This is a genomic window from Novosphingopyxis baekryungensis DSM 16222 (assembly GCF_000420305.1).
Taxonomy (GTDB): domain Bacteria; phylum Pseudomonadota; class Alphaproteobacteria; order Sphingomonadales; family Sphingomonadaceae; genus Novosphingopyxis; species Novosphingopyxis baekryungensis.
The window spans coordinates 147469-171109 of record NZ_ATUR01000004.1 but is presented as its reverse complement, the minus strand read 5'-3'; the positions used below and the strand labels follow the sequence as shown (position 1 = coordinate 171109).

Sequence of the window (23641 nt, the reverse complement as noted above, 5' to 3'; positions counted from 1 at the left end):
GCCGGTGCGGCAATTTCTCGGCGCTCATCGTCCCCGCGCAATTGCCCGGTCTCATTTGCCGCACGGGCCAGCCATCACGGGCCGCGAGATATCGGGTGCCATAAGGAGGTCACGGGAATGTCGGTTCTTTGCAATATTTCTTTTGTCCCCTATCGCGGCCCGGATTCGAGTTTGGAGTGAATCGGCGCGATGAAAGCCCTCCCGAAAACCGCCATTCTGCTGGCTGGCCTTATGGCCATCGCGCCGGCGCAGGCGCAGACGTCCGCCGCCGATAATGCGGCCTTGCGCGCGGAGATCGCGGAACTGAAAGCACGGCTGGCCGCGCTGGAGGCGAAGGTGGGTCAGGGCGATGCCTCGTCCTTGAGCGCGCCATCTTCCGCCGTCGCCCCGTCCTCCGCAGCCGGCACGCCGGCAAGCACCACCCCGCCAGCCGCGCCTCCCATGGCCGTGGCCGCCAGCACGCCGGTGGCCGCGCCGTCCGACAAGATCGGCTGGAAGGGCGCGCCGCAGATCAGCACCGGCGATGGCTGGAGCTTCAAGCCGCGTGGCCGCGTCATGCTGGACGCCGGCTATGTCAGTTCGCCCGCCGGCGTCAGCGATCCCGGCCTCGGTTTTTCCAATGAGCTGCGGCGCGCGCGGCTGGGCGTGGACGGCACCATGCCGGGCGGGTTCGGGTACAAGCTGGAAATGGATTTTTCCGCCGACTCGGTCGTGGTGATCGATGCCTTCCTGGATTATCAGGACGGCCCGCTGGTCGTCACCGTCGGCCAGCATAATCCCTTTCAGGGGCTGGAAGAGCTTTCCAGCTCCAACGACACCAGCTTCATCGAACGCGCGGCCTTTACCGATGCGTTCGATTTTATCCGCCGTGTCGGTATTTCCGCACAATATAATGATGGTCCCTGGCTGGTGCAGGGCGGTGTGTTCACCGCCAATGCCGAAGATCTGCTCGACGATGCCAACAACGCCGTGGGTGGAGACGCCCGGCTGGTCTATGCGCCCAAGCTGGGGGCAACCCAGCTGCATTTCGGCGGATCGCTGCATTATCGCGATCTGGGCGAGACCGAGCAGCGCGTGATCTATCGCCAGCGCCCACTCCTCCATACCACCGATGTCCGCTTTATCGGCACGCCGTCGCTGACCGCGAAGGACACGTTCGGCTATGGGCTGGAAGCTGCCGCCATCTCCGGGCGCTTCCATGCCGCGGCAGAGACCTTTTCTCAGCAGGTCGATAGCGAGACCGGTTTCGACCCCACCTTCTTCGGGGCCTCGCTGGAGGCGGGCTATTTCTTCACCGACGACAGCCGGGTCTACAGGGGCGGCATGTTCCGGGGCGTCAAGGTGAGCGATCCCGTAAGCGATGGCGGGATCGGCGCGATCCAGGCCAATATCCGTTATGACCGGCTGGATTTGATCGACGGGCCGATCATCGGCGGCACACAGGACGGCTATGAAGCTTCGTTGATCTGGACGCCGGTGGATTATGTCCGTTTTCTGATGACCTATGGCCATCTGGTGTACCGCGATGCCATCCTTCCCGGCACCAATGGCAATCGCGATTATGCGGTGGACGAGATTGGCGCGCGCGCGCAGATCGCTTTCTAGCCTTTTGGCAGCGCTTTCCAGCCGTTCGGCCACACAAGGCCGTTCAGCGGTTCGTCGCAATCGCGATTTACCATGCCGCGCCGTGCGGGCATGATGGCGGCCATGAAAGCCTATCTGTTCGCGTCCCTATCGCTGGCCCTGTTGCTGCCCGGCTGCGCGGCGGCGCAAACGGCGTCTGCGCAGGCGGCCACCCGGACATTGCAGGACGAGGCGCGGGCCGCAGAGAGGCCGCCCGCGCTGCCGCCTGTCGTGGTGCCCACCATCGCCGCCCGCTATCCGCATGATCCGCGGGCGTTCACACAGGGGCTGCTCTGGCATGACGGCGCGCTGTATGAGAGCACGGGCCAGCGCGCACAGTCCGAAATTCGCAAGGTTCGTCTGGAAGACGGTGCGGTGCTGCAACGCACCGCCATCCCGCCGCAGGAATTTGGCGAGGGGCTGGCGCTGTGGAAGGACGCGCTGATCAGCCTCACCTGGCAGGCAGGCGTGGCGCATCGCTGGGCGCTGAAGGATTTCGCGCCCAGGGGCGCATTTCACTATGCGGGCGAGGGCTGGGGACTGACCGGGGACGGGCAGTCGCTGATCCTGTCCGACGGATCGCCCATCCTGCGCTTCATGGACCCGGACACGTTCGCGCAGCGCCGCACGCTGCTCGTCCAGATGCCGGACGGCCGCGCCATCCCGCAGCTGAACGAGCTGGAATATGTGGACGGCAGCATCCTCGCCAATGTCTGGATGACCGGATTCATCCTGCGCATCGACGCCAGAACCGGCATCGTCACCCAGATCATCGATTGCCGCGCGATCGCAGAAGAAATCGGCGCGATCGAGCCGAATGCCGTCCTCAACGGCATAGCCTGGGACGCCAAGGGGCGGCGGCTGTTCATCACCGGCAAGCTGTGGCCGACCATGTTCGAGGTGACGGTGCCGGGGATGGAGTGAGGCACGCAAAACCGATCGTTTCTTCGCTGTGGACCGTGCGCCTGCCTACTGGCCGATCCTGCGCCACACGGGCTGCCTGTTCAGCCGTGCGTTGAACCGGGCGTTGAAGGTGCCGGGGTCGGGCGCGTCGCTGTCCAGCCCCATGCCGTAGACTGGCGCAATGTCGCGCTTCGCATAGCCCATCAGGTGGAGCAGGGTAGGGAAGACCTGGTAATGGCTTGCCGGTCCGGACGGTGTCGCGCTTGGCGCGTCTTTGGCGGTGCGATGGCCCGCCAGCATCACCAGCGGCACTTCGCCTTCGGTCTTCACCGGATCAGGATTGCAGTGCGTCGACAGTCCGGCACCGCCATCCTCATGCAGATTCTGGCCATGGTCCGACGTGTACAGCATGATGGTGTTGGACAGATCGGCACGCTTGCGAAGCCGCTCGAAGAACATGCCGACATTCCAGCGCAGCGTGTTGCGGTAGCTGTTACGATAGCGTCGCCAGTCCTCGGGCTGCCCTTCAAAGCCGGTTCGATTGCCGGTATCGGCTATGTCCAGATGGGTGCCGCGCGCCAGCATCGGCCTGTCGACTGCCATGCTGTCCGGAAATTTGTCGTGCACCGGAAAATGGGCACCAACCTTGTTGACCATGATGAACAGCGGTTCGCGCGAGCGCAGGAGGTCGGTCAACCGCGCGGCGATGGCCATATCGCGGCGCTGTACCGGCACATCGTCGAACTGCACGAAGCGATCGATCATGGCGGCTTCCGTTTGCGTCATACGGTTCTGCAATCGGCCATGATTGCGTTGACCGTCGATATACACGGTCCTGCGTCCGCTGCGCTTTGCATAGGCCCAGATCGGCGGCAGCGTGGCATTGATCCGCCGGTAATCACCGCGCGTGCCGCCATGCCGCAGCGTGACGTTGCTGCCGATGCTGCAGGTCGTCACCGCTGCGGCAACGCCGAAGTTGCGGATAGTCACCCCTGGCCAGGCTTGCGACAGCGGCGTCGGCACGCCGGTTTCGCTGTTGATATCCAGATATCGCCCGGTCACGCTTTCATCCACGATCAGCACGATATGCGCGGTGGTGCGGCGCTGCGGCTGCATCGTCACCGGCTGGCGCGGGCCGGTATCCAGCATGACCGCCTCATACCCCATCAGCAGGGCATAGGAGAGCGGTGCATAGCTGTCCGGCAGGCCGCGCGCGCCTTCCCCGCCGCGCAGAAACAGGATGCCGGTCAGCAACGCCATCGCCAAAGGCAGCGACAGGATAGGCGCATAGCGCACGCGCGCCGGCACCGATGGCGGTGGAAGGGCAAGGCCCAACAACAACAGGACCGGCGCAAGGAGCGAAGATAGGATGGCATGGCCATTCTGGGCGATGGCGTCCTGCGCAAAACCGGCGGACCGCACCATGTTGATGAAGCCGTCATAGCTTAGAAATTGGGTGGTGGCACCGGTGTAGGTCAGGCTGAACCACGCCGCGATGGCCAGCAGCGCGGCCAGGGGCAGGCGGATTGCGCTGCGGCGGATATAGCCTGTCGCCACCAGTGCCACCGAAGTACCGGCAAACAGCAGGGCATAGAGGACGAGGCCCGGCCAATCTTCGATCCCGCGCGTCCGTTCGACAAGGGTTGGCGTGAGCGACAACAGATAGGCCGCCAGCAGGAGCGGCTTGCCGATCTGCGCTATCGCCTGTCTGGCCATCCCCCCTCCCTTCTACGCGCCAAGTCCCCACGCGCAAACGCGCGCCGCCTCGGCACGCCGTTTCAACGCCTCATGAAACATGCGTCGGTAGACAGGTAGCATTCCCAAATACTTAAAGGCCGCCACCCGACAGGATCGGGTCGTCTTCCTCAGCCGCCAGAAAAAGCGAGGGGCGATCGGGCGTGCGCTTAGGCCGCGTCCTGATCCAGCGAATAGCCGGCCGAGCGGACGGTGCGGATCAGGTCCGGCTTGCCGTCTATGTTCAGCGCCTTGCGCAGGCGGCGGATATGCACGTCCACGGTGCGCGGTTCGATATCGCTGTCATGGCCCCAGACGCTGTCGAGCAGACGTTCGCGGCTGAACACCCAGCCGGGATGCTCCAGGAAATGTTTGAACAGGCGGTATTCGGTGGGGCCGAGCGCGATGGTCTGGCCGTCGCGTTTCACCTTGTGGGCCACCGTGTCCATCTCGACATCGGCGAATTTCAGCGTCTCGCCGGCCAGTGCGGGGCGCACGCGGCGCAGCACGGCATTGACGCGGGCCACCAGCTCGCGCGGGCTGAAGGGCTTGGTGACATAATCGTCCGCGCCGATCTCGAACCCGCGGATACGGTCATCCTCCTCGCCGCGCGCGGTGAGCATGATGATCGGAACATTGGCGGTGGTCTCGATCTTGCGCAGCTGGCGGCACACCTCGATGCCGGACAGATTTTCGATCATCCAGTCGAGCAGCACGATATCGGGCGTCTGTTCGCGCGCCAGCAGCAGGGCTTCCTCGCCATCCGGCGTGTGCCGCACCTGAAACTCCTCCCGCTCGAAATGCCAGCGGACCAGTTCAGCCAGCGATTCGTCATCCTCGACCAGCAGCATGCGGGGTTTGTTCATAATGCGCGGTTCCTCAATCGAACTCGTCGCCGAGATTGCTGCCGGTCTGCGAGAAATAGACCATCTCGGCACAGTTGGTGGCGTGATCGCCGATGCGTTCCAGATTCTTGGAAATCGACAGCAGATGCGCGATCTCGGTTGCGTCGGTCGGATGTTTGGCGACATGCGCGATGAAATCGACAAACAGCTCCTTGTGTAGCTGGTCGACATCATCGTCGCGCACGCACACCGCGCGGGCCATGTCGACATCGCGCCGCGCATAGGCTTCCATCGCCATATGCACCATCTCGATGGCGATATCGGCCATGCGGAAAAGCTGCGGATTGCTGTCCAGAAAGCCATGGCCCTCCAGCGCGCCCACGCGCTTGGCGACGTTCTTGCCATAGTCGCCGATGCGCTCGATCACGCCGCTCATTTTCAGTGCGGCGACCAGATCGCGCAGATCGTCGGCCATCGGGGCGCGCAGCGCGATGGTGCGCACCACGCGGCGCTCCACGGTCGCCTCGATCGCGTCGATTTCCTTGTCGCCCTTCACGATCTCGCGCGCGCTTTCCACGTCATTGTCGCGCAGCGCATTCATCGCCGCCTCGACGGCCGCTTCGGCGCGTGCGCCCATGTCCGAGATCATGCCGCGGATGTCGGACATTTCATCGTCGAACGCTTTGACGGTATGGCCAGCCTGATTCATATCCTGTTCCTCTGCGGTGCTAGGTTAGCCGTAGCGACCGGTGATATAGTCCTTGGTCTTTTCTTCACGCGGGTTGGTGAAGATTTCCGATGTCTTGCCATATTCCACCAGCGTGCCGAGGTGGAAAAAGGCCGTGCGTTGCGAGACGCGGGCGGCCTGCTGCATGTTATGCGTCACGATGACGATAGCATATTGCCCGCGCAGCGCGTGAATCAGTTCCTCGATCTTCGCCGTGGCAATCGGATCGAGCGCGGAACAGGGCTCATCCATCAGGATCACTTCGGGATCGACGGCGATGGCGCGCGCAATGCACAGACGCTGCTGCTGCCCGCCGGAGAGCGCCGTGCCGCTATCGCTCAGCCGGTCGCTGACCTCGTTCCACAGCCCGGCACGCTGCAGCGATCGCTCGACGATCTCGTCCAGCTCCGCCTTGCCGGAGGCCAGCCCGTGGATGCGCGGGCCATAAGCCACATTGTCGTAGATCGATTTGGGGAAGGGGTTGGGCTTCTGGAACACCATGCCCACCCGTGCGCGCAGCTGCACCACGTCCATCTTGGGGGAATAGATATCTTCACCGTCCAGGCGGATATCGCCCTCCACCCGCGCGATGGGGATGGTATCGTTCATGCGGTTGAGCGTGCGCAGAAAGGTGGATTTGCCGCAGCCCGAAGGGCCGATGAAGGCAACGACATTGTCCATGCCGACATCGATCGAGACGTCCTTGATCGCCTGCTTGGCGCCATAGAACACATTGACGCCGCGGGCGCTGATCTTGGGATCGGCCAGCCCTATCGGCTCGGACGGCACATCGGCGGCAGCTTCGCCCATATTGTTGCGCGCGATGCGGGCAAGCTGCTCATTGCGTCTGTTATCATCGGTCATCGGATCACCAGCGGGTTTCGAATTTGTTGCGCAGATAGATGGCCAGCGCGTTCATCGACAGGAGAAAGAGCAGCAGCACGATAATCGCGGCGCTGGTCTTCTCGACGAACCCGCGATTGACCTCGTCCGACCAGAGATAGATCTGGACGGGCAGCACGGTGGACGGATCGGTCAGGCCACCGGGCGGGGTAGGAATGAAGGCGCGCATGCCGATCAGCAGCAGCGGCGCGGTTTCACCCAGCGCGCGCGCCATGCCGATGATCGTGCCGGTCAGGATGCCGGGCAGCGCCAGCGGCAGGACATGGTGGAACACCACCTGAATGGGCGAGGCACCGATACCGAGCGCCGCCTCGCGGATCGACGGCGGCACCGACTTGATCGCATTGCGCCCGGCGATGACGATGATCGGCATGGTCATCAAAGCCAGCGTCAGACCGCCGACGATCGCGGCGGAGCGCGGCATGTTGAACCAGTTCAGGAAAACGACGAGGCCCAGCAGGCCGAAGATAATGGAGGGCACGGCCGCCAGATTGTTGATCGACACCTCGATCAGATCGGTCCAGCGATTCTTGGGCGCATATTCCTCCAGATAGAGCGCGGCCAGCACGCCGATCGGGAAGGCAAGGATAACGGTGACCAGCATGGTCATCAGCGATCCCTTGAAGGCGGACCAGATGCCGGCCTGCGCGGGATCGGTCGCATCCGATCCGGTCAGGAAGCTGCTGTTGAAGCCGGTCTGCACCGCATCGCCGGCGCGCAGGGCGGCAAGCAGCCGCTCGGCCTGCGCGCTACCGCCTTCCTTGGCCGCGATATCCAGTTCGGACGAGGCGGGCAGCCACATGGTCTGCCTGGCCTCGATCAGCGCCGGATCCTCCAGCAGACGTTTCTGCACGATCTGCCAGGCACCGCTGGAAAAGATCGGCACCTCGGTCTCGCCATATTGCGCTTCCACTGCGACGGACACGACGCCCGGCAGATCGAGCGATGCCGCGGTGTTTTCCGCGCTCGGCCCGGTCAGCGCGGCGGCGCCGGTGCCGCCGGTCAGCGCGGGGAAGTCCACGTCCAGCGCCACTTCGGTCCGCTGAAACCCGCTCAGCCCGTTGCCGATCATCACATAGAGCAGAAAGGCGAGGAACGCCGCCGACAGGATGACGGCGCCCATGCCGAGATATTTGAAACGCCGCTCGGCAGCATAGCGCCGCGCAATGCGCTTGCGCATGTCCGGACTGTCCCAGTTGGTCGGCGCGGTGCGCGTGCCGTCCACGGTGAAGCGGGGCGTCGTATCAATCATTCATAGGCCTCCCGGTACCGCTTCACCACGCGCAGGGCGACGAGGTTCAGCAGCAGCGTGACGATGAACAGCACCAGGCCCAGCGCGAAGGCGGCAAGCGTCTTGGGGCTGTCGAATTCCTGATCGCCGGTCAGCAGCTGGACGATCTGCACCGTCACCGTGGTCACGCTGGCAAAGGGGTTGGCGGTCATGTTGGCGGTCAGGCCGGCGGCCATCACCACGATCATGGTTTCCCCGATGGCGCGGCTGACGGCCAGCAGCACGCCGCCGACCACACCGGGCAGCGCGGCCGGGATCAGCACCTTCTTGATGGTTTCAGACTTGGTCGAGCCCATTGCCAGCGAACCGTCCCGCATGGAATTGGGCACTGCTGCAATCGAATCGTCGGCCATGGAAGAAACGAAGGGAATGATCATCACCCCCATCACCACGCCGGCGGCGAGCGCGCTCTCGGACGAGGCACCGGGAATGCCCACGGCGGCGGCAAAATCGCGCAGGGCAGGGGCAATCGTCAGGGCGGCGAAATAGCCATAGACCACGGTCGGCACACCGGCGAGGATCTCCAGAATTGGCTTCATCCATTTGCGCACGGCGGGACGGGCATATTGGGTCAGATAGACCGCGCTCATGAGGCCGAGCGGAATGGCCACGATCATGGCAATGATCGCGCCGATGAACACCGTTCCCCAGAACAGCGGAATGGCGCCAAAGCCATTGTCCCCACCCGGCGTGACCGTGCTTTGCGGGTTCCAGGTCGCGCCGAAGAGAAACTCGATCGGGTTGACCATCTGGAAGAAGCGGACCGTCTCGAAAATCAGCGAGGCGACGATGCCGATGGTGGTGACGATGGCGATGAGCGAGGCCGTCAGCAGCGCGCCCATGACCACCCGTTCCACCTTGGTGCGGGCGCGGAAATCAGGCTTCAACCGGGTAAAGGCGTAGGTGCCGCCAGCAAACAGCAGCAGCACCGTCGCGGCCACGGCAATCCAGTTATAATGGGCGATCGCGGCCCGGTAGAGCGGCACGAACTGTTCGGCCATCGGCTGGAACGCGGTGTCCTGCGCGCCGGACGCGATGGCCCGGGCTTCGGACAGGATCGATGCGCGGGCAAAACCGTCCATCGGCAGCGCCTGCGCAGCGGGCGCAGACAGCACCATGTCCGTTTGCAGCGCCGGAACGATGGCGCCCCAGACCGCCAGGAACAGCAGCGGCGGCACCACGGCGAACAGCGCCATGTACCAGCCATGATAGCTGGGCAGGCTGTTGAGGTTCGTCCGGTCCGCCTTGACGAACGCAGCCGCCCGCGCCCGGCCCGTGATCCATGCGATCAGGCCCAGCCCCAGCACCAGAAATAACAGACCTGCCCCAGCCATTCGCTCAGCCTTTCCCGGTCCAAAACATCGTCAGCATCCACGCCATCTGCGGATTAGCCCCGGCGTGCCGCCTGCCGCCGAAACGGCAGGCCCAGCCACGCCCTGCCATATCCCGATCAATTGGCCAGCGCAGCCGCGTCGATAGAGGTCATGGCGTCCACATCGGCAGCCGCCTTTGCCCGCGCATCGTCGGGCAGGGCAATCAGGCCGAGCGGCGCAAGATAGCCATCCTTGCCACCTGCCGAAACAAATTCCTGCACATAATCCTTCAGGCCCGGAATCTTGCCGATATGCGCCTTCTTGACATAGATGTAGAGCGGGCGCGCACCGGGATATTCGCCGCTGGCGATCGTATCATAGGTGGGCGTTACGCCCTGGATCGGGATGCCGCGCACCTTGTTGGCGTTCGCTTCCATATAGCTGTAGCCGAACACACCCAGCATGTCCGGGTTGCTGGCCAGCTTCTGGACGATCAGATTGTCGTTCTCGCCCTGCTCCTTATATGCGCCGTCGGTGCGGATGTCGGTGCAGACCGCATCATGCTGGTCCTTGTCGCTTTCCTTCAGCGCGGCCATCTTCGGATTGGCGTCGCAGCCTTTCTGAAGGATCAGTTCCTCAAAGGCATCGCGCGTGCCGGACGTGCTGGGCGGGCCATAGACGGCGATCGGAATGTTGGGCAGCGAGGCATCGACATCGGCCCAGGTCTTGGCCGTCTGTTCCATGCCATAGGGCTTGGCCGCCAGCGCCTGATAGATCTGCGCTTCGGTGAGCGCGAACTTCGGTCCCTCGACGGACTGGGCCATGGCGATGCCATCGATACCGATGGTAACCTCGGCCACATCGGTCACGCCGTTCTTCTGGCAGGTTTCCAGCTCGCTCACTTTCATGCGGCGCGAGGCATTGGCCACATCGGGCGTGCCCGGGCCGACGCCGGCGCAGAATTGCTCGATACCGCCGCCGGTGCCGGTCGATTCCAGCACAGGTGCGGTGCGGCCTGCTGCACCCGAGGCATAACGCTCGGACACGGCCTTGGCGAAGGGGAAGACGGTCGAGGAGCCAACGATGGCAATATGATCGCGCGTGCCGCCACCCGAGGTGCTGGCCTGATCCTGACAGCCTGCCAGAAGCGCGATTCCCGCGGACAGGGCCGCAACCTGCTTGAACATCGTAAACCTCTTGAAAAATGAGCGTTTGTTATATTTCCGGCCATTGGCATCAGCTGTTCGAAAGGCCGGTATCATCTGCGCGCTTTAGGGATGCGGCATGGCTTCCCGGTGACTGTCACATGACAGTCGCGTGACAATTTTTGTCCAATGCTCTTACAAAGCGCGCGCTGCCGTGCCGATGGCGGTGCCGATTGGGTGGCCCTAGGCCTAGGTGATATCCTGCACCGGCATGGCCAGCCGATCGCGCGCGATCTGCAGCATCACGGTGATGGCCGTGCCTTTGCCAAGCTCACTGGATATTTCCAGATGGCCGCGATGGCGATCGACGATATGCTTGACCAAAGAGAGCCCCAGCCCGGTGCCGCCCAATTGGCGGCTGCGGCCGGAATCGACGCGGTAGAAACGCTCGGTCAGGCGCGGAATATGTTCCGGCGCAATGCCTTCGCCCTGATCGGCCACACGCAGCCGCGCCATCGATCCCGATCGCGACAGCCCCAAGCTCAGCGTGATCGGCGTGCCGGCGCGGCCATATTTCATGGCGTTGAAGAGAATGTTGTAGAGCAACTGCCGCAGCTGGCTGACATCGCCCATCACCATGACCGGCTGGTCGACCCCTTCCAGCGCAATCTCGCCGCCGCGCGGATTGGACCCTGCAGCCAGCTCGCCCGCCACGCTTTTTGCAATCGCGCTGATATCGACGCTGGTTTCGACGGGATGATGCTTTTCCGCCTCGATCCGGCTGAGCGACATCAGATCGCGTACCAGGGCCTGCATCCGGTCGGTCTCGGCGGCCATGATTGCGAGAAAGCGTTCCCGCACCGGTGCGGATTCGCCCGCATCCGGCTCTCTCAACGTCTCGATGAAGCCTTTGACCGAGCTTAATGGAGTCATCAGTTCATGGCTGGCATTGGCCACGAAATCGACGCGCATCTTTTCCGCCGCCTGGCTGGACGTGCGGTCGGTCAGCTGCACCAGCTTCTGGCCGGACGCGATGCGTTGAATGCGCATGTCCCAGCTTTGATCGCGCATGCCGATGCCGGTCAGTCGCAACGGGCGGCCTTCATGCGAGGCCTCTTCATCGGCCAGTCGTTCCGCCGCGCCGGCATGCCGCACCACGGTGCGCACATTTTCGCCCACCACATTTTCCCCGAAGAGCCGTAACGCCGCGTCATTGGCGTTGGTCACCCGCGCCGCTTCCACCACGATGATCGGATCGGTCGAGGCATCGATAAATCTCTGAAAATCGAGGTGGTGGCTGATCCGCATGGGCGGGCGCTGGGCCTGCCGCGTGGAGCGCGCACGGGCCCGGCCGCCGCCTTGATCCGACGCCACGAAAATCGCCGCCATCCCGGCCACGAACATGATGACGGTGCGCTCGGCCAAGGCGCCGGAACTGGCCGCCGCCATCGCGCCGATAAACAGCAGCAGCGCCGCCATGGAGAGACGAAAGAGGGAAGAGCGGCTCATGTGCAGAGGCCATAGCAGCTTGCCGGAGCGCCACAAATTGCGATTTTCACCATCGCCGACCGTCCCGGCATCGGACGACCGGCAAGGGCATGCGCCGTGCACCCTCGCTTTCATCTGCATCGCTCGCTATGCAATGGCTTCTCGTTTTTCTGGGAGACGATAGCGGTGAGTGACGGTCCTGAGCATGAACAGGCGGATGCGGACGGAGATAACGCAGCGAAAAAGACCGCAGGCGTGGTCGATCGCCGCCGCGCCCTGATGCTGGGTGCCTTTGCCGCCTCCACCATCGTCAGCGTGCGCCCGGCCATTGCGCAGGCCGCCGGATCGGTTCTCAACTGCGAAATTCCCGTGCCGGACCGCAGCCATGCCGGACAATATATTGCGGGCGACGGCCGCCTGGTGCCCGCCGATACGCCGGGTTCCTTTGCGCCGCCGGGGCGGCCTTTTACCGGCGAAGAGGTCAAGCGTGCGATGAAGGGCGGCGCCTTGCCCGGCGCAAGCTATGAGCAGAACCAGGCCTATCTGAACTATATCCGCAGGCTGCAGGCCGGCCAGAGCGGCTTTACCTGCTACGCATCGCTGCAAATGCCGCGCTGATCGCGCATTCCGGCCCTTTTCGGGCTTGCGCCCTGCGCCCTGCGTGCGGACAAGGGGCAGATCATGCCCCATGATCCACTCTATATCCGTGTGCCCGAAAGCGAGCTCGTCTGGCATCCGCTCGACGCGGTGACGCTGGTCTATCATCGCCGGTCCGGGCAGACCCATATCGTGATGGAACCGGTGCCCCAGATCCTCTCGGTCATGCAGGACAGGGCGATGGATGCGCCCGCCATCGCCGCGCGTCTGGCGGAGGATTACGAGCTGCCGCAGACCGATGCGGCGGCGATCATCGGCGCGCGGCTGGAAGAGCTGGCGGCGCTTGGTTTGGCCGAACGGGTAAGCCCCGGGCAGGCGGACGGCGCAGAAGGCGGGCCATGATGCATGAATTGCGCATCCGCGTCGGTCCGGCGGCCTTTCGCATCGGATCGGCCTGGCGGGCGCCCGTCGCGGCGCTCGAGCGCCTTTACGCGGCGTACCCCACGCCGTCTTATTGCGACTATACGGTCCGGCTGGAACCGGCCCGTCCGTGGCGCCGATGGCTGCGGCCCTCGGTCATGATTTCGGGCGATTACATGTTGCCGGACGCTGCGCCGCTGCCGCTTGTGCAAGGGCTGCTGGCGGCGGAAATGGGCATGAACCTGCAGATGGCGCTGGGCTGGCGGCGGCATCTGCTGCTGCATGCCGGCGCGGCGGAGAAGGATGGCCGCGCGCTGGTGATGACCGGGATGTCCGGATCGGGCAAATCCACCATGGCCGCGCTGCTGGGCGAAAGCGGCTGGCGGTTCCTGAGCGACGAGTTTGCCCTGCTGGGGCTGGAGGATGGCGCGGTGCATCCCTTTCCCCGGCTGGTCAGCCTGAAAAATGAGGGTATCGAAGCGCTGGAACAGCGGGTCGGCCATCAGCGGCTCGGGCCACGTCTGCGTGGCACGCCGAAGGGCGATATCCGCCACCTCGTGCCGTCGCACGATGCGATCCAGCGGATGGACGAGGCGGCCCTGCCCAGGCTGATCCTGTTTCCGCGTTTCGGCGAAGCGCGCGCCATCCGCACCGTCCCCCCAAGCGAGCTGTTCATGCGGCTCACCCAGGCCTCGACCAATTATGTCGCGCTTGGCGAAGCCGGTTTTGCCGCGCTCACGCGCTTTTGCGAAACGGTGCCTGCACGGGCCATCGACTATCGGCGCGGGGAAGAGGGGCTGGAGCTAATCGACCAGCTCTGGGCGCAGTTTCCATGACCCCCATTCGCCGTCTCGCCGCGACCTTGCGGGACCCCCGCCTGGCCGGCAGTTTCGGGGCGCGCCAATGGAATGCGCTGATCGCGGTGGCGCGGGCGGAACGGCTGATCGGTGCGCTGGCCGTGCGGCTGGAAGGGCGCGGTCTGCCCGTCGAGGTGGAGGCCGTGCTGGCCGACGCGCGGCGCTCTTCCGAACAGGAGCGGCGCGCGGCTTTGTGGGAAGCCGATTGCTGCCGCCGCGCGCTGAAAGACTATCATGGCAAGGCGGTTCTGCTGAAAGGCACCGCCTATGTTGCGGCGAACATGGATGCCGGGGCTGGCCGCTCGATTGGTGATCTGGACATCCTTGTCGCCGAAAAGGATCTGGATGAGGTGGAGAAGGCGCTGCTCGCGGCCGGATGGGAATGGGTGAAGGAAGACGCCTATGACGATCAATATTATCGCCGCTGGATGCATGAGCTGCCGCCGCTGATCCACCGTGAGCGGGATCGGATGATCGACGTGCATCACACCATCCTTCCCCGCACGGCGCGGCCCAGCCCGGATCCCGCCGCCATGCTGGCATCGGCCATCGCGCTGCAGCCCGATGCGCAGCAGAAAGGCGTACGGCTGGCCAAGTTCAGCAGCTGGCACGGGCTCCATGTCCTGTCGCCCGCAGACATGGTCTGCCATGCGATCGCGCATCTGTTTGCCGATGGCGAGATGGAGGGCGGCCTGCGCAATCTGTGGGATATCGACCGGATGCTGCGCGAATTTGCCGGATCGGCCAATTTCTGGGACGCGCTGGCCGTGCGCGCGCGCCGCCATCAGTTGCTTTCCCATGTCCGCCGCGCGCTGCGCCTGTCCGAGCGGATCTACGGCACCCCGGTGGACGAAAAGCTGCGCGGTCATAACAGCCGGATGGACAATCTGTTCGAGGCCCGCCTGATGGCCCGCGACGGCTGGGGGCGGCAAACCAGACCGTTACTGCGCCTGGCCTTCACCATCCGCGGGCATGCCATGCGCATGCCGCCTGCCATGCTGGCGCGCCATCTGTGGACCAAATGGCGCAGGAGTTGAGCTGCGGCGATCGGCGGTCCCTGCGGGACTAACGGGGTGTGCTGGAAAGCGCGTCCCCGGTTTCGCCATCCTCTTCCCCGTTCTCCCCTTCACGGTCGCCGCCGGTTTGCATGTCTGTCTCGGGACTGGCCGCCATCATTCTGGCCAGTTGTTCCGGGTCTCCGATCTTTTCCAGCGCGTCCAGCACGGCACGCGCCTGCGACGCCAGCGCGCCGCCATGGGGATTATAGGCCACCGGGATCAGGTTCGCGCGTGCGCGTGCGAAATCGCGGTCCAGCAAATCCTGCCGGGCCAGCATGAACCGCAAGCCCAGATCGAAACGTGCAAGCTGCGATGCCCAATCCAGGCCGCGCACCGCCAATTCACTGGGCTTGGCGCCACGTTCCATATAACTTCTGTAGAAATAGATGAGCGGAAGCGGATGGTCGTTTTCGATTTTATTCAGCGCGACGAAGGGCTTTACGGCTTCGGCGAAGGCGGCTTCCCTGTCGTCCGCATTTTCGGCTTTCCTGAACATGGCATAGCCTTTTTGCACATAGGCATTCACCCGCTTCGGATCGATCGCCAGGGCGCCATCGGCAGCTGCAATGGCCCGGTCGTCAAAACCGGCATCGAATTCCGCTTCCGCCAGCGCCGCCAGCACGGCGGCATCGCCGGGATAGTCTGCGGCTATCTCGCGTGCGTCGCTAAGCAGTTCGAGCGCCTGTTCGCGCGTCACGCCACTTTTGGAGGTGATGCGCACGGGCATCATATCGGCTTCGCCGTTGCCCAGGGTGCGTATCTGCACCGGCCCGATGTCGATTTTTTCGCCTGATAATTGAATGACATTCATTCGCCGTCGCGACAGATATTTGCCGACGTCCTTCTCCAACTGATCGAGGTCGCCAAAGGCTTCCACGGCAGCGTCGCGCAAGGGCAGGCCGTTTTGCAGAGCCTGGCCATATTTGCGAATTTGGCCAGTTCGGTCCCCTGACAGCATCAGGTAATGATAGAGGAGCCAGCTTTTGCCATAAAAAGCACTGAAACTGCGGCTTCGATCATTGCGCGGCGTGGATAGGATCTGCTCGACGGTCAGGCCGCCATCATTGTACAATTCATAGGCGCGGTGCTGCGCCGGACGGCCCAGGCTGACACCGCCATCCTTATTGAAACTGGCCGAAGCATAGAACTCCGCCGCCCCCTCAGACATCCAGGCCGGCATGGGAAAACTGCTGTTCGAAATCAGGAAATGATGGGCATATTCATGCAGCAGAATAAGCATGGATCTGTCGGTTTCGCGCGACTGCACGTCGATCTTGGGCACGAATGCGACCGAAGCGCCGGCCCGTGGCACGTAGAAACCCGCAACGTTTTTTGCTCCATTCCCCAGCAGCTTTCGCACGTCGCGTTCGTTTTTTACGACATAGATCGTGACGCGGTTGGATGGACTCGGTTTGGCTGCCCGGTCGTTGAATAGAAACCCCATCGCCGCATCATAGCGTTCGAGTTGCTGCGTGAAGGCGCGCAAATCCTTTTCGCTATCATCGGCATAGACCACGAAATGGTCGCTCGACGCTTCCAGCCATCTGGCCTGAGCGCTCCCTGGCAGGCCGACAGCCAGGACCAGGATCGCGAAAAAGAATAGAATGCGCATGATACTCCCCCCAGAGCGTCGACCAGCGTTCGACAATATTTCAGCTTCTGCAAAAATGAACCGTGTAACGAAAGTCCTATCCCTTGCGGCGCACAAAGCTGTCGAGCCGCTCCCTGAACCCTTCCCGCGTATAGCTTTCGATAAAAAGCGACCGGCTTTCCGCGTCTTCCAGCACCGTGCCTTGCATGATAGCGCGCAAATGTTTCTTTGAGACTGCAATACTGTGCTGCGAAAGGCTTTGCAGAGCTTGCGCCCTGATGTTGGCGAGAGACCGTGGATCGTCGGAAATTTCGTCGATCAGGCCTATGCGCAGAGCTTCCGGAGCGTCGATAAGGTCGGCCGTGATCAACAGGCGACGCGCCTGCGCAATGCCGACGGCCGCCACCAGCAGGGCAGTGTCGAAGCGGGCATAGGCGATGCCGAGCTTGGCCGGCGTCACGCCGAAGCGCGCGTGGGGGGCGGCGATGCGGATGTCGCAGGCCAGTGCCAGCCCGCAGCCGCCGCCGATGCAATCGCCATCGATGGCGGCGATCACCGGCTTGTCGCTGGACCATAGCCCGCGGTTGCAGGCCTGCACCGCTTCATATTTGCGCGCGCGCCATTCGGCGTCCTCATGATGCGCGGCGATGTCCGCAATGTCCGCGCCGGCGCAGAACAGGCCGGGCTGGGCGCTCGTCAGGATGATGGCGCGCACATCGTCATCGGCGTCTGCATCGGCAATCGCGCTGGCCAAGGCCTCCCAGTCTTCCAGCTGCAGCGCGTTCTTGCGCCGTGGCCGGTCCATCAGGATGGTGCCGATGCCGTCATCGTTGCTGCGCGAGATGGTCACCTGGTGGACGCCTTCGCGATCTTCTCCAGCGTCGGGATCAGCGCGTCATAATGATCGATGATCGCGTCCGCGCCCAGTTCCTCGACCGGCTGGTGCAGGAAGCCGAAGCTGACGGCGATGGCGGGCAGGCCGCCATTATGCGCGGCCATGATATCGTAAATCGAATCGCCGATGAACGCCGCCGGGGTCTCGTTCACCGTGCCGCCACAGCGCCGGACCATCTCGTCGATCGGTGCACGGTGCGGCTTGGACTTGCCCTTGCCCATGGTGTCCCCGCCGATCACGCAGGCGAAGCGATCCCGCAGCCCGACGGCTGTCAGCAGCGTCTCGGCGAAATTTTCGAACTTGTTGGTGACCACGGCCAGCGTCACGCCGCGTTCCTGCAGCGCGTCCATCGCGTCGATCAGGCCCGGATAGGGATGGGATCCGCTGCCAAGATTGGCGCCATAATGCTCCAGCAATCTGGGCAGATATTCCTTCAGCAGCGCATCCCGATCATCGCCGTCGCTGCCGGTCCGCTCTATCCCCACCTTCAGCATATGTTTGGCGCCCAGGCCGACCATCGGCTTTACCTGATCGCGCGTCAGCGTCTCGCGGCCCATCAGGCCGAGCGTGTGGTTGACCGATGCGGTCAGCTCGTCACTGGTATCGAGCAGCGTGCCGTCCAGATCAAAACCCATGATGGCGTAAGGAAAATCTGTCATGGGCGGACATGGCCGCAAGCCACTGGATTATGCAAGTGTGCCATGCAACAGCACTGCCGCAAGGAGACAGCCATTGAACACCGATCGTCCGCTCGCCGCCATCGTGCTTGCCGCCGGGTCCGGCACGCGCATGAAGTCCGATCTGCACAAGGTTCTGCACCCCATTGCGGGCAAGCCGATGCTGCATCATCTGGCCGACACGCTGGGCGCGCTTGGTGTGGAGCGCACCGTCGTGGTGGTCGGCGCGCGCAAGGAGCAGGTTGCCGCCAGCCTGGCGGACCGCGACATTGTTATTGCCGAGCAGACCGAGCAGCTGGGCACTGGCCATGCCGTGCGCCAGGCGCATGACGCGCTCAAGGGCTTTTCCGGCGATGTGCTGATCCTCTACGGCGACGTGCCGCTGGTGAGCGCCGAAACCATGCAGGCGATGGTCGACCGCCTGCGTTTCGGGGACGATCCGCGCTGCGTGGTGCTGGGTTTCCGGCCCGATGATCCGGCGGCCTATGGGCGGATCGTGGCGGACGGCACCGGCACGATCGAGAAAATGGTGGAGTATAAGGACGCGAGCGAGGCCGAGCGCGCTGTTACCTTGTGCAATAGCGGCCTGATGGCGGCGCGCGCGACGGACCTGTTCGTGCTGCTCGACCAGATCGGCAACGATAATGCGGCGGGCGAATATTATCTGCCCGATATCGTGATGCTGCCGGGGCAGAAAAGCGCCGTGATCGAGACCGGCGCGGGCGAAGTGGCGGGCGTCAACAGCCGCGCGGAACTGGCGCGGGTGGAGGCGGACTGGCAGCAGCTGCGCCGCGCCCAGGCGATGGCCGATGGTGCCACGCTGATCGCGCCGGAAACGGTGTTCTTCGCGCATGATACCGTGCTGGGCCGGGACGTGACGGTGGAGCCGAATGTCGTGTTCGGGCCGGGCGTGACGATAGAGGACGGCGCGGTGATCCATGCGTTCAGCCATCTGGAAGGCGCGCATGTGAAGGGCGGCTGTTCGGTTGGTCCCTATGCCCGGTTGCGGCCCGGCTCGATCATGGAAGAAGGCGCCAAGGTCGGCAATTTCGTGGAGATGAAGAAGACCGTGCTGGGCAAGGGGGCCAAGGCGAACCACCTCACCTATCTGGGCGATGCCACGGTCGGCGCGGGCGCGAATATCGGGGCAGGCACCATCACCTGCAACTATGATGGCTGGTTCAAGCACAAGACCGAGATCGGCGACGGTGCGTTCATTGGATCGAACAGCGCGCTGATCGCGCCGGTGCGGATCGGGCGTGGCGCGATCGTGGCGGCGGGCAGCGCGGTCAGCCGCGATGTGGGTGATGGCGATCTGCGGCTCGTGCGCGGAGAGCAGCTGGTCAAGCCCGGCTGGGCGGACCGGTTCAACAGCAGCATGCGCAAGAAAAAGGAAGGCTGAATGCGGTCGACACGCATAGCCGGATTTTCGGCCGCAGCGCTGCTGGCGATCGGTATGCTCGCCTGCACGCCGGAGCCCTCCGATAGCGGCGATCCGATCGATGCACCGGCGGCCCGTGCCACGCCAGGTACGCCGGAGGCCAAGGCGACCTCACGGGGCAGCATGGCGACCATGGCCATGGCGCCTGCATCCGTGGTCAAGACAAAGCCGGGTCTCGACAATCTTTGCGCTCCGGGAGAAAAAGTCCTGTTTTCCTGCTCGCTGGAAAACGGCAAGATCGCCTCCGTCTGCGCGGCTGCGCAGATCGGCGGATCGCGGTTCGCGCAATATCGCTATGGCATGCAGGGCGAGGAGAGCGAGCTGGTCTATCCCAAATCGCGGCAGGGCGGCGCGATCCGCTTCGTCTCGGTGCCCTATTCCGGCGGCGGCGAGGCGCAGCTGATGTTCGAACGCGGCGATACGACCTATGTGGTCTACAGCAATGTCATCCGCACCGGTTTTGGCGAAGGCGGCAACAAGCCGGAATTCAACGACGGCATCTTCGCCATGCGCGGCGACAAGACGATCGCCGCCCATCAATGTAGGCCCGCCGGCCTGATGTCGATCGATTATGAAAAGGCCGAAAAATACGCGCAAAAGGATGAGGGCGCAGACATCATAATGCATGAATGATCTCCCGCCCTGCTTGACTTGATATCATGATATGATATCGCGATGGCATGACCCGCATTCTCGCCGATCTGCCCGATGAGGATATCCAGAAGCTGGACGCTCTTGCGCTGCGCAAGGAGCGATCGCGCGCATCCTTGGTGCGCGAGGCCATCCATGATTTTCTGGCGCGATCCAGCGATGATCGCAGCTGGATTGACAAGGGGTTCGGGCTTTGGGCGGATCGCGACGATATAGCCGACGGCTTGGACTATCAGCGCAATATTCGGCAAGACCGCAGACCCTATGACGAGCTTTGAGGCGTGTCCGATCCGTTTTTCGATACCAATATCCTGATCGACTGGCTGAAGCGCAAGGAGGAAGCGCGGGCGGAGTTGCGGCGCTATCGTACGCATCGCATCAGCCGGATCGTATGGACCGAGGTGCTTGCCGGAGAGCGGCTGGAAGATCGCGAGCAGGTGCGCGACATGCTGTCCTACTTCGAACTGGTGGAGGTGGACGCGCGTATTGCGCTGGCTGCAGCCGATATTCGCTTTCGCACCCGCATGAAGCTGCTGGATGCATATATTCTGGCCACCGCGCAGGTAAATGGCGCAATCCTGATTACACGAAATACCAAGGATTTTCCGGCAAATATGCCGGGCATCCGCGTTCCCTATACTCTCTGACGAAAGCGTTTGATCCATGTGCGGCATTATTGGAATTCTTGGACGCGGCGATGTGGCCGATCGGCTGGTCGAAGGGCTGAAGCGGCTGGAATATCGCGGTTATGATTCCGCCGGCATCTGTACCGTGCATGACGGCCAGTTCGATCGCCGCCGGGCCGAGGGCAAGCTGAAGAATCTGGCCGAAAAGCTGGTGGGGGAGCCGGCTTCCGGGTCCGCCGGCATCGCGCATACCCGCTGGGCCACCCATGGCGCGCCGACGGTGGACAATGCCCATCCGCACGCCAGCGGCGCGGTCGCGGTGGTGCACAATGGTATTATCGAGAATTTCAAACCGCTGCGCCGTGAACTGGAAGCGCGCGGGCGCACCTTCGAAAGCCAGACCGATACCGAAGTGGTGGTCCATCTGATCGCCGAACAGGTGGAGGCGGGCAACACGCCGCATGAGGCGGTCAAGGCCGTGCTGCCCCGGCTGGAAGGGGCTTTCGCGCTGGCCATCCTGTTTCGCGATCATGACGATCTGATGATCGGCGCCCGGCTCGGATCGCCGCTGGTGGTGGGGCGCGGCGAAGGCGATGAAGAGGGCGAGGCCTATCTCGGCTCCGACGCGCTGGCGCTCGCCCCGCTCACCCGCCGCATCGCCTATCTGAAGGAAGGCGACCGGGTGGTGGTGAAGCGTGGCGATATCGCCATTTTCGATGCGCAGGATCAGCCGGTCGAGCGCGAGTTCGTGGACAGCGGCGTGACGGCGGGGGCCATCGAGAAGGGCAATTATCGCCACTTCATGCTCAAGGAAATCTACGAGCAGCCCACCGTGGTCGCACAGACTCTGGGCAGCTATTTGCGGCCGCTGGAGAATATCGTGGCGCTGCCCGATATCCAGTTCGACGTGTCGCAAATCCGCCGCGTCACCATCGTCGCTTGCGGCACCAGCTATTATGCCGGGATGGTGGCCAAATACTGGTTCGAGCAATTTGCCCGGGTGCCCGTGGATATCGATGTGGCGTCCGAATTCCGCTATCGCGAACCGATCATGGAAGAGGGCGGCCTGGCGCTGTTCATCAGCCAGTCGGGCGAGACGGCGGATACGCTGGCCGCGCTGCGCCATGCGCGCGCCGAGGGGCAGAAGATCGCCGTCGTCGTCAACGTGCCGACCAGCACCATGGCGCGTGAGGCGGACCTGCTGCTGCCCACCCATGCCGGTCCGGAAATCGGCGTCGCCTCGACCAAGGCGTTTACCTGCCAGCTTGCCGTGCTCGCCGCCCTCGCCGCGCATTTTGCCCGGGTGAAGGGGCGCATGACGGCGGAGGAAGAAAAGCAGATCGTCGCCCACTTGCAGGAAGCGCCCGGCGCGATGAACGATGCGCTGAGCCGCGACGCCGCGATCGAGGCCATCGCCCCGCTGATCGCGCCCGCGCGCGACGTGCTCTATCTGGGCCGCGGCCCGGATTATCCGATGGCGATGGAGGGCGCGCTCAAGCTGAAGGAAATCAGCTATATTCACGCCGAAGGCTATGCCGCCGGAGAAATGAAGCATGGTCCCATCGCGTTGATCGACGAGGCGGTGCCGGTGATCGTGATCGCGCCCAGCGGCCCGCTGTTCGACAAGACGGTGAGCAATATGCAGGAAGTGGCCGCACGCGGCGGCAAGATCGTGCTGATCTCCGACGCGGAAGGCATTGCCGAGGCGGGCGACGGCGCCATGGCTACGATCGAGATGCCCAGCGTGCACCCGCTGATCGCGCCGCTGGTCTATGCGGTGCCGGTGCAGCTGCTGGCCTATCATGTCGCCGTGGCCAAGGGCACCGATGTCGATCAGCCGCGCAATCTGGCCAAATCCGTAACGGTGGAGTGACGCAAGGCGGCGCGCGTCAGGCCGCGCCGCCCTGGCCGGAGCGCGCAAAGATACGGGCAAGCCGCTGGGAATCGACAAAGCCCACGGCCAGCCCGCCGATGACCATGGCCGAGGCAATGATCTTCCACAGCGGCAGCGCCTCGCCCAGCAAGAGGGCCGATGCGCCGAGGCCGAAGATCGGCACCAGCAGCGCGAAGGGCGCAACGGTCGCCGCCGGATGGCGCGCGAGCAGCCACGACCAGATGCCATAGCCGAACAGCGTGTTGCCCACCGCCTGCCATATCACGGCGGCCCAGGTGCCCGCATGCGCACTTTGCAGCCCGGCCATGATCGCGCCCGGCCCTTCGAACAGAAAGGCCAGCGCGAACAATACCGGGATGGGGAACAGGCTGCTCCAGACGATATAGCCCAGCATGTCGATCTTGCCGTTGCGGCGTGAGACCATGTTCCCCGCCGCCCAGCTGGCACCGGCAAACAGCGTGAGCAGCAGGCCGACGATGGTGGTCGCCCCCTCGATATGCAGCGCAATGATCAGCACGCCGCCCGCCGCCAGCAGCAGCGCGGCGATCTGCATCGGTTTCACCCGCTCGCCGGTCAGCCAGACCGACAGGCCGATGGTGAAGAACACCTGCATCTGCACCACCAGCGAGGCGAGGCCGGGCGTGATCTGCCCGTCCATGGCGATGAACAGCACGCCGAACTGGCCGACGCCGATCAGCAGCCCGAACGCCGCCAGGTTCCACAGCGGCACCGCCGGGCGCTTTACGAAGAAGGCGGCGGGCAGAAAGGCGATGGTGAAGCGCAGCGCCGCGAACAGCAGCGGCGGCAGCACGGCGATCGCTTCATGAATAATCACGAAATTGGTGCCCCATACCGCCATGACCGCCAGAGCGAGGAAGAAATGTAGGGGGCGCATGGGCTGGACTCGGTCGATGGCTGCGGTGATCAGGCGCCCCCTAGGCCGCGCGTAGGCGATAGGCCAG

At 63.9% G+C, this 23641-nt stretch carries 23 protein-coding genes; 11 read left to right on the top strand and 12 right to left on the bottom strand.

Going from position 1 to position 23641, the window contains the following annotated elements; all coding sequences use genetic code 11:
* Positions 1-189 precede the first annotated feature (189 nt).
* The gene (locus G410_RS0107705; RefSeq protein WP_022673076.1) at positions 190-1605 is read left to right on the top strand and encodes an OprO/OprP family phosphate-selective porin; all 1416 of its coding nucleotides are present in this window, start codon (positions 190-192) and stop codon (positions 1603-1605) included.
* A gap of 102 nt (positions 1606-1707) precedes the next feature.
* Positions 1708-2547, top strand: coding sequence for a glutaminyl-peptide cyclotransferase (locus tag G410_RS16060; RefSeq protein WP_022673074.1), 840 nt, complete (start codon positions 1708-1710; stop codon positions 2545-2547).
* A gap of 45 nt (positions 2548-2592) precedes the next feature.
* Here the strand turns inward: G410_RS16060 and G410_RS16055 are convergent, their stop codons facing one another.
* The 8 genes from G410_RS16055 to G410_RS16045 form a co-directional block, all read right to left on the bottom strand.
* Positions 2593-4242: a sulfatase-like hydrolase/transferase gene (locus G410_RS16055; protein ID WP_022673073.1), complete on the bottom strand. Its 1650-nt coding sequence runs from the start codon at positions 4240-4242 to the stop codon at positions 2593-2595.
* A 188-nt stretch (positions 4243-4430) separates the two neighbouring features.
* Positions 4431-5126, bottom strand: a complete 696-nt coding sequence (gene phoB, locus G410_RS0107685) for a phosphate regulon transcriptional regulator PhoB (RefSeq protein WP_022673072.1) — start codon at positions 5124-5126, stop codon at positions 4431-4433.
* A gap of 13 nt (positions 5127-5139) precedes the next feature.
* Positions 5140-5814, bottom strand: coding sequence for a phosphate signaling complex protein PhoU (gene phoU / locus G410_RS0107680; RefSeq protein WP_022673071.1), 675 nt, complete (start codon positions 5812-5814; stop codon positions 5140-5142).
* 24 nt (positions 5815-5838) lie between these two features.
* On the bottom strand, positions 5839-6642 hold the full coding sequence (gene pstB / locus G410_RS0107675; protein WP_033317504.1) for a phosphate ABC transporter ATP-binding protein PstB: 804 nt from the start codon (positions 6640-6642) through the stop codon (positions 5839-5841).
* Positions 6643-6700: 58 nt separating this feature from the next.
* Positions 6701-7987, bottom strand: coding sequence for a phosphate ABC transporter permease PstA (pstA, locus tag G410_RS0107670; protein WP_022673069.1), 1287 nt, complete (start codon positions 7985-7987; stop codon positions 6701-6703).
* Positions 7984-9360: a phosphate ABC transporter permease subunit PstC gene (pstC, locus tag G410_RS0107665; RefSeq protein WP_022673068.1), complete on the bottom strand. Its 1377-nt coding sequence runs from the start codon at positions 9358-9360 to the stop codon at positions 7984-7986. The genes pstA and pstC overlap by 4 nt, the downstream gene beginning before the upstream one ends.
* 116 nt (positions 9361-9476) lie before the next feature.
* Positions 9477-10526 carry a substrate-binding domain-containing protein gene (locus G410_RS16050; RefSeq protein ID WP_022673067.1) on the bottom strand — a complete coding sequence of 350 codons (1050 nt, stop codon included), beginning with the start codon at positions 10524-10526 and terminating at the stop codon, positions 9477-9479.
* A 207-nt stretch (positions 10527-10733) separates the two neighbouring features.
* Positions 10734-11993, bottom strand: a complete 1260-nt coding sequence (locus G410_RS16045; RefSeq protein ID WP_033317503.1) for an ATP-binding protein — start codon at positions 11991-11993, stop codon at positions 10734-10736.
* Positions 11994-12251: 258 nt separating this feature from the next.
* Between G410_RS16045 and G410_RS0107650 the strand changes: the two genes are divergently transcribed.
* The 4 genes from G410_RS0107650 to G410_RS0107635 all read left to right on the top strand — a co-directional run bounded on the left by G410_RS0107650 (position 12252) and on the right by G410_RS0107635 (position 14883).
* The gene (locus tag G410_RS0107650; protein ID WP_211215007.1) at positions 12252-12590 is read left to right on the top strand and encodes a hypothetical protein; all 339 of its coding nucleotides are present in this window, start codon (positions 12252-12254) and stop codon (positions 12588-12590) included.
* 63 nt (positions 12591-12653) lie between these two features.
* A complete protein-coding gene (locus tag G410_RS16040) occupies positions 12654-12971 on the top strand; it encodes an HPr-rel-A system PqqD family peptide chaperone (protein ID WP_022673064.1) in 318 nt (105 codons plus the stop codon).
* On the top strand, positions 12968-13825 hold the full coding sequence (locus tag G410_RS0107640; protein WP_022673063.1) for an HprK-related kinase A: 858 nt from the start codon (positions 12968-12970) through the stop codon (positions 13823-13825). Before G410_RS16040 ends, G410_RS0107640 begins: the two co-directional genes overlap by 4 nt.
* Positions 13822-14883, top strand: a complete 1062-nt coding sequence (locus G410_RS0107635; protein ID WP_022673062.1) for a nucleotidyltransferase domain-containing protein — start codon at positions 13822-13824, stop codon at positions 14881-14883. Before G410_RS0107640 ends, G410_RS0107635 begins: the two co-directional genes overlap by 4 nt.
* Positions 14884-14911: 28 nt before the next feature.
* On the opposite strand, the gene G410_RS16035 is transcribed toward G410_RS0107635, so the two are convergent.
* From G410_RS16035 to G410_RS0107620, 3 genes are all read right to left on the bottom strand, one after another.
* Complete coding sequence (locus G410_RS16035; RefSeq protein WP_022673061.1) at positions 14912-16516, bottom strand: hypothetical protein; 1605 nt, start codon at positions 16514-16516, stop codon at positions 14912-14914.
* A gap of 76 nt (positions 16517-16592) precedes the next feature.
* Positions 16593-17345 (bottom strand): enoyl-CoA hydratase/isomerase family protein, encoded by a 753-nt coding sequence (locus tag G410_RS0107625; protein WP_022673060.1) that lies wholly within the window; start codon positions 17343-17345, stop codon positions 16593-16595.
* Positions 17342-18049: an HAD hydrolase-like protein gene (locus tag G410_RS0107620; RefSeq protein WP_022673059.1), complete on the bottom strand. Its 708-nt coding sequence runs from the start codon at positions 18047-18049 to the stop codon at positions 17342-17344. The genes G410_RS0107625 and G410_RS0107620 overlap by 4 nt, the downstream gene beginning before the upstream one ends.
* 73 nt (positions 18050-18122) lie before the next feature.
* On the opposite strand from G410_RS0107620, the gene glmU reads away from it, so the two are divergent.
* From glmU to glmS, 5 genes are read left to right on the top strand one after another with little or no spacing between them, the layout of a single operon-like run.
* Positions 18123-19469: a bifunctional UDP-N-acetylglucosamine diphosphorylase/glucosamine-1-phosphate N-acetyltransferase GlmU gene (gene glmU, locus G410_RS0107615; RefSeq protein WP_022673058.1), complete on the top strand. Its 1347-nt coding sequence runs from the start codon at positions 18123-18125 to the stop codon at positions 19467-19469.
* Complete coding sequence (locus tag G410_RS17375) at positions 19470-20141, top strand: hypothetical protein (protein ID WP_022673057.1); 672 nt, start codon at positions 19470-19472, stop codon at positions 20139-20141.
* A gap of 47 nt (positions 20142-20188) precedes the next feature.
* The gene (locus tag G410_RS0107605; protein ID WP_022673056.1) at positions 20189-20437 is read left to right on the top strand and encodes a ribbon-helix-helix protein, CopG family; all 249 of its coding nucleotides are present in this window, start codon (positions 20189-20191) and stop codon (positions 20435-20437) included.
* A gap of 3 nt (positions 20438-20440) precedes the next feature.
* Positions 20441-20806: a type II toxin-antitoxin system VapC family toxin gene (locus G410_RS0107600; protein ID WP_022673055.1), complete on the top strand. Its 366-nt coding sequence runs from the start codon at positions 20441-20443 to the stop codon at positions 20804-20806.
* Between the two features lie 16 nt (positions 20807-20822).
* On the top strand, positions 20823-22658 hold the full coding sequence (gene glmS / locus G410_RS0107595; RefSeq protein WP_022673054.1) for a glutamine--fructose-6-phosphate transaminase (isomerizing): 1836 nt from the start codon (positions 20823-20825) through the stop codon (positions 22656-22658).
* A 16-nt stretch (positions 22659-22674) separates the two neighbouring features.
* Here the strand turns inward: glmS and G410_RS0107590 are convergent, their stop codons facing one another.
* Positions 22675-23574: an EamA family transporter gene (locus G410_RS0107590; RefSeq protein ID WP_022673053.1), complete on the bottom strand. Its 900-nt coding sequence runs from the start codon at positions 23572-23574 to the stop codon at positions 22675-22677.
* Positions 23575-23641 lie beyond the last annotated feature (67 nt).

Bases quoted from the DNA above. Each gene is read 5' to 3' on its own strand.
- G410_RS0107605 (WP_022673056.1), top strand. From the start codon at position 20,189: ATGACCCGCATTCTCGCCGATCTGCCCGATGAGGATATCCAGAAGCTG.
- glmS (WP_022673054.1), top strand. From the start codon at position 20,823: ATGTGCGGCATTATTGGAATTCTTGGACGCGGCGATGTGGCCGATCGG.
- pstC (WP_022673068.1), bottom strand. From the start codon at position 9,360: ATGGCTGGGGCAGGTCTGTTATTTCTGGTGCTGGGGCTGGGCCTGATC.
- phoU (WP_022673071.1), bottom strand. From the start codon at position 5,814: ATGAATCAGGCTGGCCATACCGTCAAAGCGTTCGACGATGAAATGTCC.
- G410_RS0107620 (WP_022673059.1), bottom strand. From the start codon at position 18,049: ATGACAGATTTTCCTTACGCCATCATGGGTTTTGATCTGGACGGCACG.
- G410_RS16035 (WP_022673061.1), bottom strand. From the start codon at position 16,516: ATGCGCATTCTATTCTTTTTCGCGATCCTGGTCCTGGCTGTCGGCCTG.
- G410_RS0107635 (WP_022673062.1), top strand. From the start codon at position 13,822: ATGACCCCCATTCGCCGTCTCGCCGCGACCTTGCGGGACCCCCGCCTG.
- G410_RS16050 (WP_022673067.1), bottom strand. From the start codon at position 10,526: ATGTTCAAGCAGGTTGCGGCCCTGTCCGCGGGAATCGCGCTTCTGGCA.
- G410_RS16060 (WP_022673074.1), top strand. From the start codon at position 1,708: ATGAAAGCCTATCTGTTCGCGTCCCTATCGCTGGCCCTGTTGCTGCCC.
- G410_RS16040 (WP_022673064.1), top strand. From the start codon at position 12,654: ATGCCCCATGATCCACTCTATATCCGTGTGCCCGAAAGCGAGCTCGTC.
- G410_RS0107705 (WP_022673076.1), top strand. From the start codon at position 190: ATGAAAGCCCTCCCGAAAACCGCCATTCTGCTGGCTGGCCTTATGGCC.
- G410_RS16055 (WP_022673073.1), bottom strand. From the start codon at position 4,242: ATGGCCAGACAGGCGATAGCGCAGATCGGCAAGCCGCTCCTGCTGGCG.
- G410_RS0107640 (WP_022673063.1), top strand. From the start codon at position 12,968: ATGATGCATGAATTGCGCATCCGCGTCGGTCCGGCGGCCTTTCGCATC.
- pstB (WP_033317504.1), bottom strand. From the start codon at position 6,642: ATGGGCGAAGCTGCCGCCGATGTGCCGTCCGAGCCGATAGGGCTGGCC.
- G410_RS16045 (WP_033317503.1), bottom strand. From the start codon at position 11,993: ATGAGCCGCTCTTCCCTCTTTCGTCTCTCCATGGCGGCGCTGCTGCTG.
- G410_RS0107650 (WP_211215007.1), top strand. From the start codon at position 12,252: ATGCTGGGTGCCTTTGCCGCCTCCACCATCGTCAGCGTGCGCCCGGCC.
- G410_RS17375 (WP_022673057.1), top strand. From the start codon at position 19,470: ATGCGGTCGACACGCATAGCCGGATTTTCGGCCGCAGCGCTGCTGGCG.
- G410_RS0107590 (WP_022673053.1), bottom strand. From the start codon at position 23,574: ATGCGCCCCCTACATTTCTTCCTCGCTCTGGCGGTCATGGCGGTATGG.
- phoB (WP_022673072.1), bottom strand. From the start codon at position 5,126: ATGAACAAACCCCGCATGCTGCTGGTCGAGGATGACGAATCGCTGGCT.
- pstA (WP_022673069.1), bottom strand. From the start codon at position 7,987: ATGATTGATACGACGCCCCGCTTCACCGTGGACGGCACGCGCACCGCG.